Raw genomic sequence first — 5,630 nt, 5'->3', positions numbered from 1 at the left:
GCCCGCAGGGTGCGCACTTCATCATGAGAGTGGATCTGCCGAGCGGCCACGGGATCCAACTGCTGCAGCCAGGCGTAGCGGATCTCGGGTGGCCAAGTTTCCAATTGAGCGCGCAACTGAGGCTGCGGCGAAACTGCCGGGATCCCCAGCCCTGCAGTAATGGATTGGATGTAGAGCCCCGTCCCTCCCACCAGAATGGGAGTCTGTCCTTGCCGATGGGCCTCGGCAATGCGGGCTTGGGCCGCTCGTTGGAACTCGGCCACGGTGTAGGTGTGGCGGGGATCCACAAAGTCAATCAACTCATGGGGCCAAAGGGCCCGCTCGGCGGGAGTGGGCTTGGCGGTGCCGATGTCGAACTCCCGGTACACCTGGCGAGAGTCGGCGTTTAACAGCGGGGATCCCAGCCGTTGGGCCAGCAGCAGCGCCTGGCGCGACTTGCCGGTGGCGGTGGGGCCAGCAATGACGACGAGCCCCGGCCCTGCGGTCGAGGAGGGAGGTTCTCGGCAGTCGCGCCCATTTGGAGACCGGTTTTGATCCATCCGCTGTCGGCAAGAAAGTTCACCCAGGGCAGCAGATTAGAATTTTCAAAGAACCCTAGCGCTGTGGATAAAATAGGACATCCATAGCCTCTATTGTCTTCCCGGCTCTTCGAATTTCCCCGTGATCTCATCTTACGTCTCTGCTTCCGTTGCCGTGTTGGGCGGGGCGCAGCCTCGATTTGAGCTGCCCCCTGTCAAACTCCTTCTCTTGTTGCTGCGGGCCTCGGCACGGCGAGGGCTGGCCGGCCTTGGCAGAGCCCTCGGAGCCGGTATCCTGGCGGCGCTGCTGGCGTGGGAACCGCGCCCTGCCTTGGCGGAAGTTTTGGTGCTCAAGCAAGGAGAAGTGCGCACTCTGCCCCTATTGCAAACGCGGGCCCGACTGCCCCTACAAATGGAAATGCTCTATTTGGGCATGGTGGAGGAGCGCTTCTTGAGCTACGCCCGCGCCAACAATTGGGAGACCATTGCTAGCGACCGCGAGGATCCCCGCTGGAGCCGCTGGCAACTGCGCCCAGGCGGTGAGGCCATCTACCTGCCGGATGCCCCTTCATCGCGGGATCCCTCAGAGCCCCCCCTCTACGCCCGCGGGTTTTATGTGCAAGCCTATTTTGTCGGCGGACGCTTGGCGGGGATGCACCTGATTCATAACCCGGAAGAGCCGGGCTTCAATTTGAGGCAACTGCAAAGGCTTGTTCGCGCTTGGTTCCCCGATAACCGCTTGATGTTGCACTACCAGGTGCTGCCGGAGGATCCCGACCGGCAGGTGCTGGGCGCCTACTGGGGCACCATCCCTTCTCCTTACCTTGCTGACATTCAGCGCAACAGCCGCCTGCCCTTTTGCCAAGTTTTTTTCAGCCCTACCTCGCCTCAGCCAATCGTTCCCACCTCTGCCCCTCCGCATTGCCTCAGCCAGACTGCCGTAGAGGATGGTGCAGCCCCTGCGGCTGCCCAGAAGAAGACCGCCGCTCTGCGCTAGAATTTCGAGCCCGTTCTTCCACCAGAAGGGATCCCTGCCGCTGAGCTGTGGCCATTCGCAATGGGCCAAGAATGAGGGGCGCTAGGTCTTCTTCCCTCTCTTTTGTGCCTTGGCCTAAGAGGGGCTCAAGAGCATGGGTTTCCCCAATCGATAAGCTCAAATCAAACCGTTACCAGCTCCGGGCGACGGCTGTTGCGGATAGCGCGAATAGCCTCCGCATAGTCTTTGGCCTTGAACACTGCCGAGCCGGCCACAATGGCGTTGGCCCCCGCCTCGATGACCTGCCAGGCGTTGCTGGCCTTGAGGCCGCCATCTACTTCAATCCAGGGATCCAGACCGCGCTCGTCGCACAGGGCCCGCAGTTGGCGAATCTTGGGCACCACCGCCGGAATGAAGCTCTGGCCGCCAAAGCCGGGGTTGACGCTCATGATCAAGACCAGATCCACCAAATCCAGCACGTACTGGATCAGCTCCAGGGGGCTAGCGGGGTTGAGCACCACACCTGCCTGTTTGCCCAGATCCTTGATTTGGCTGAGGGTGCGGTGCAGGTGAATGGTAGAGCTGGACTCGGCATGAACGGAGATGATGTCGGCCCCCGCCTTGGCAAAGTCGGCCACATACTTTTCCGGCTCCACAATCATCAGGTGGACGTCCAAAGGCTTGGCCGTAACCGGGCGCAGCGCTTCCACCACCAGCGGGCCGATGGTAATATTAGGCACAAAACGGCCATCCATGACGTCCACGTGGATCCAGTCGGCTCCCGCCTCGTCCACCGCCCGCACTTCTTCCCCCAAGCGGCTAAAATCCGCCGAAAGAATCGAAGGGGCGACAACAATCGGCTTTTGCCCAGAGGCTGCTGACGGCTGAGTCATGGTGAGTATCCGAACTGTGAACCGCAAGAAAGGGGAGCCTGCTCCTCTATGGTACGGGGTTTGATCCCCTTTGCAAACTGCCTCTTGGCTCGGAGACTAGGGTTACAGGGGACTGGCCTCGACCCAATGCCGGAAAACTTGGGCCAGATGACCCCAGGGATCCGGCGGCTGAGCGTTGCTCTGGGACTCTGGAGCAGCCTGCTCTGAGGGAGCCGGGTTTACCTCTTCTTCCAGCCGCAGGGCAAGCTGCTGCAATTGCATGTAGATGCTGTTGACGGCCAGCATGGCCAAGACGGTGCCGAAAAACTTGGTGCGGGATCCCATAGACCAACCCCTAGGCAAGAAGCAAGATAGAGGATATTCTCGTCGCCGCTGCCCTAGTTCCACCTTAGCGCACAGGCGGAACAGGTCTTTTGGAGAAAATCCTTACACTTTCTCTCGACAGCTTCAGGAACTTGCGCCCAAGCAACGTCATGAGCACCTATCAGCACCTGCACACCGCCCTTTGGGTTAGCGATCTGGCCAGGGCTGAGCATTTCTACGGAACCGTGCTCGGGATCCCCAAGGCAGAACGGTTTCCCTTTAACTTTCCCGGCGCTTGGTACCAGGTGGGGTCTTCGCAGATTCATTTGATTGTCACTGAGGAGCCGCTTGACCAAGGGCAGCAAGCCAGTCGTGGCAGCAAGGCGAAGTGGGGGCGCCATCCCCACGTGGCGCTGGGAGTGGAAGATCTGGAGGCGGTGAAGGCCCGCTTGCTGCAGGCAGGCTACGAGGTGCAGCCCAGCGCTTCCGGGCGGGCGGCTGTGTTTGTTCGGGATCCCGACGGGAATGTGATCGAGCTGAGCTCCATAAGCCCCCCCTCAGCCATGACCGCCATGACAGAGCCTTGTTTGCCTCAGCAGCGCAGCGTCCTCAACTCCCTTGACCCGGCCACCGCCCTGGTCAGCTCGGCGCAGATGCGGCGCCTCGAGGAGGAGATCTTCGCTGCCGGCATGCCCGTGGCCGCCCTCATGGAGAAGGTGGGGCTGGCCGTTTTTGCCCGGTTGCGGCAGGATTTTCCCCAGGCGCAGCGCATCGGCATCCTCTGCGGCACGGGGCACAATGGCGGCGACGGCTTGGTGGTTGGGCGAGAGCTGCGGCTAGCCCAAAAGGGGGTAAAGGTTTGGCTGGGGAAGCCGGATCTCAAACCCCTAACCGCCGACCACGCCCGCTACCTCAGGGCTCTAGGGGCGGAGTTTGTGGAGCGGGTGGAGGCGTTGGCCGACTGCGACTTGCTCATCGACGCCCTCTTTGGCATTGGCCTAAACCGGCCCCTGGGGGATCCCTGGGCGGGGGCGGTGGAGTGGGCCAACGGCAGCAGCATTCCCATCCTCAGCCTGGACTTGCCTTCTGGCCTCAACGACCAGACAGGCGAGATCTGGGGCTGCTGCATCCGCGCCAGCCACACCTATGCCCTCGGCCTCTGGAAGCGGGGCCTGTGGCAGGAGGCGGCTCTGCCCTGGGTGGGACGGCTGCATCGCCTTGATTTTGGCATCCCCCCTTGGGTCTGCCCGGCAGAGGCGGCTCCCCAGTTGTTGCTGAACCCTTGGCCCCATTTTCCCCCTGACCCACCTTTGGATACCCACAAATATCGCCAGGGATCCCTGCTAGTGGTCGCAGGGTCGGCGGCCTATGCCGGGGCGGCAGTGTTGGCCGGGCTGGGATCCCGCGCCAGTGGCGTGGGCATGGTAACCCTGGCGGTGCCGGCGGAATTGAAGGGGCTCATCCACAGCACTTTGCCGGAAGCCTTGGTTCACCCCTGGGAAGGGATCCCGGCTCTGCCGCCGCTGGGTGAAAAACCTTTCCAGGCAGTGGCGGTGGGGCCCGGCCTAGGAGAAGCCCGCCGGCGACTGCTGGAGAGCTTGCTGCAGGATTGGGCCGGGATCCCTTGGGTTATCGACGCCGATGGCCTCAATGCCCTGGCGGAGATGGGGGTGGAGCGCTTGCAAGAAAACGGGATCCAAGCCATCCTCACCCCCCACCTGGGGGAGTTTCGCCGGCTTTTTCCAGGGATCCCGCTTGCGGATCGCATGGAGGCAGCCCAAAAGGCGGCAGCCCAGAGTGGAGCGGTGGTGGTTTTAAAGGGAGCACGGACAGTCATCGCCTCTCCTACGGGAGAATGCTGGGTCAACCCGGAGAGCACACCGGCTTTGGCCCGCGGTGGCAGCGGCGATGTCCTAACTGGCTTAATCGGCGGCCTGATGGCGCGCAGAAGGGCCCAACTGGGTCAGTCGATGGGGATCGCGGAGCTGCTCAGTTGTGCCTGTGCCGGAGTGTGGTGGCATGCCCAAGCCGCTATCCAACTGGCGGGGGAGCGGGGTCTAACAGGGGTGGATCCGGCCCACCTAGGGGAGTACCTGCCCAAGGCGCTAAGTCGGCTTAAGGTTGCAAGAACCCCAGGGCCAGCCCCAGGAAAATGAACAAGCCAAACCCAATCCGGTAGGCGATAAACAGCCAGGTGCTGCTGCGCTGCAAAAATCGAATGAGCCAATCGATGGACCCGTAGGAGAAAACAAAGGCCGAGAGCGTCCCCAACCCCTGCGACAGCAGCGCCTCTGCCTTAAACTCGGAGATGAACTCCGCCACCCCCGCCAAAAAGAGGGCCGGGATCCCCAGCAAAAAGGAGTAGCGGGCGGCAGCCGAGCGCTGCAAATCCAGCAACAGAGCCGCCGTCAGCGTCACACCGGAGCGGGATACCCCTGGAATCAACGCCAAAGCCTGGGCCAGCCCCACCCAGAGCCCATCCCCAATGCCCAGGCTGTGCAGATCTCGCCGGCGTTTCCCCACCCGTTCCGCCCAGCCCAAAGCCAGCGCCAAGCCAATGGCGGCAGCAGCAATTACCCCCAACTGGCGGGGTGGGGATCCCCAGATGGCCTTGACGGCCCATCCGGCAACCACAATCGGCAACGTCCCCACCAGGATCCCTATGAGCAGCCGCCAAGACTCCTGCTGGAAATCTCGCTCCTGCCAAGCCTTCCAGGAGCCAAGGAGCACCTGGCGCAGATCAGAGGCAAAGTAGATCAACACCGCCCCCAAGCTGCCCAACTGGATTACCGCCGCAAAGGAAGCGCCTGCATCTGGCCAGCCCAGCAAAGCCGGAACCACCCGCAGGTGCGCCGTGCTGCTGATGGGCAGAAATTCAGTGATCCCCTGCACCATGCCCAAGAGCAGGGCCTGCCACCAGTTGGGATACCAGGTGTCGGC

At 62.4% G+C, this 5,630-nt stretch carries 6 protein-coding genes; 2 read left to right on the top strand and 4 right to left on the bottom strand.

Annotated elements, in window-relative coordinates; all coding sequences use genetic code 11:
• Positions 1 to 539, bottom strand: a 539-nt coding sequence (gene miaA / locus NW863_RS05605; protein ID WP_414365079.1) for a tRNA (adenosine(37)-N6)-dimethylallyltransferase MiaA, incomplete at its 3' end; no start/stop codon positions are given.
• 121 nt (positions 540 to 660) lie between these two features.
• On the opposite strand from miaA, the gene NW863_RS05600 reads away from it, so the two are divergent.
• Complete coding sequence (locus tag NW863_RS05600; RefSeq protein WP_414332714.1) at positions 661 to 1,515, top strand: hypothetical protein; 855 nt, start codon at positions 661 to 663, stop codon at positions 1,513 to 1,515.
• Positions 1,516 to 1,676: 161 nt separating this feature from the next.
• Here NW863_RS05600 and rpe read toward each other — a convergent pair whose 3' ends face one another.
• Both rpe and NW863_RS05590 read right to left on the bottom strand, forming a co-directional pair.
• Positions 1,677 to 2,387 (bottom strand): ribulose-phosphate 3-epimerase, encoded by a 711-nt coding sequence (gene rpe, locus NW863_RS05595; RefSeq protein WP_414332712.1) that lies wholly within the window; start codon positions 2,385 to 2,387, stop codon positions 1,677 to 1,679.
• A gap of 102 nt (positions 2,388 to 2,489) precedes the next feature.
• A complete protein-coding gene (locus tag NW863_RS05590) occupies positions 2,490 to 2,711 on the bottom strand; it encodes a hypothetical protein (RefSeq protein ID WP_414348852.1) in 222 nt (73 codons plus the stop codon).
• Positions 2,712 to 2,860: 149 nt separating this feature from the next.
• Between NW863_RS05590 and NW863_RS05585 the strand changes: the two genes are divergently transcribed.
• Positions 2,861 to 4,846 carry an NAD(P)H-hydrate dehydratase gene (locus tag NW863_RS05585; RefSeq protein WP_414365077.1) on the top strand — a complete coding sequence of 662 codons (1,986 nt, stop codon included), beginning with the start codon at positions 2,861 to 2,863 and terminating at the stop codon, positions 4,844 to 4,846.
• Here NW863_RS05585 and NW863_RS05580 read toward each other — a convergent pair.
• Positions 4,806 to 5,630: undecaprenyl-diphosphate phosphatase (locus tag NW863_RS05580; RefSeq protein WP_414365076.1), on the bottom strand; the 825-nt coding region annotated here is incomplete at its 5' end. The genes NW863_RS05585 and NW863_RS05580 overlap by 41 nt on opposite strands.

Source organism: Synechococcus sp. B60.1 (genome assembly GCF_047462555.1).
Taxonomy (GTDB): domain Bacteria; phylum Cyanobacteriota; class Cyanobacteriia; order Thermostichales; family Thermostichaceae; genus Thermostichus.
The sequence above is the reverse complement of the archived record's forward strand: the minus strand, read 5'-3'. Positions and strand labels throughout refer to the sequence as shown.

What these genes read in the sequence shown, in the direction of transcription:
- NW863_RS05590 (WP_414348852.1), bottom strand. Translation starts at nt 2,711, where the DNA reads ATGGGATCCCGCACCAAGTTTTTCGGCACCGTCTTGGCCATGCTGGCC.
- NW863_RS05585 (WP_414365077.1), top strand. Translation starts at nt 2,861, where the DNA reads ATGAGCACCTATCAGCACCTGCACACCGCCCTTTGGGTTAGCGATCTG.
- rpe (WP_414332712.1), bottom strand. Translation starts at nt 2,387, where the DNA reads ATGACTCAGCCGTCAGCAGCCTCTGGGCAAAAGCCGATTGTTGTCGCC.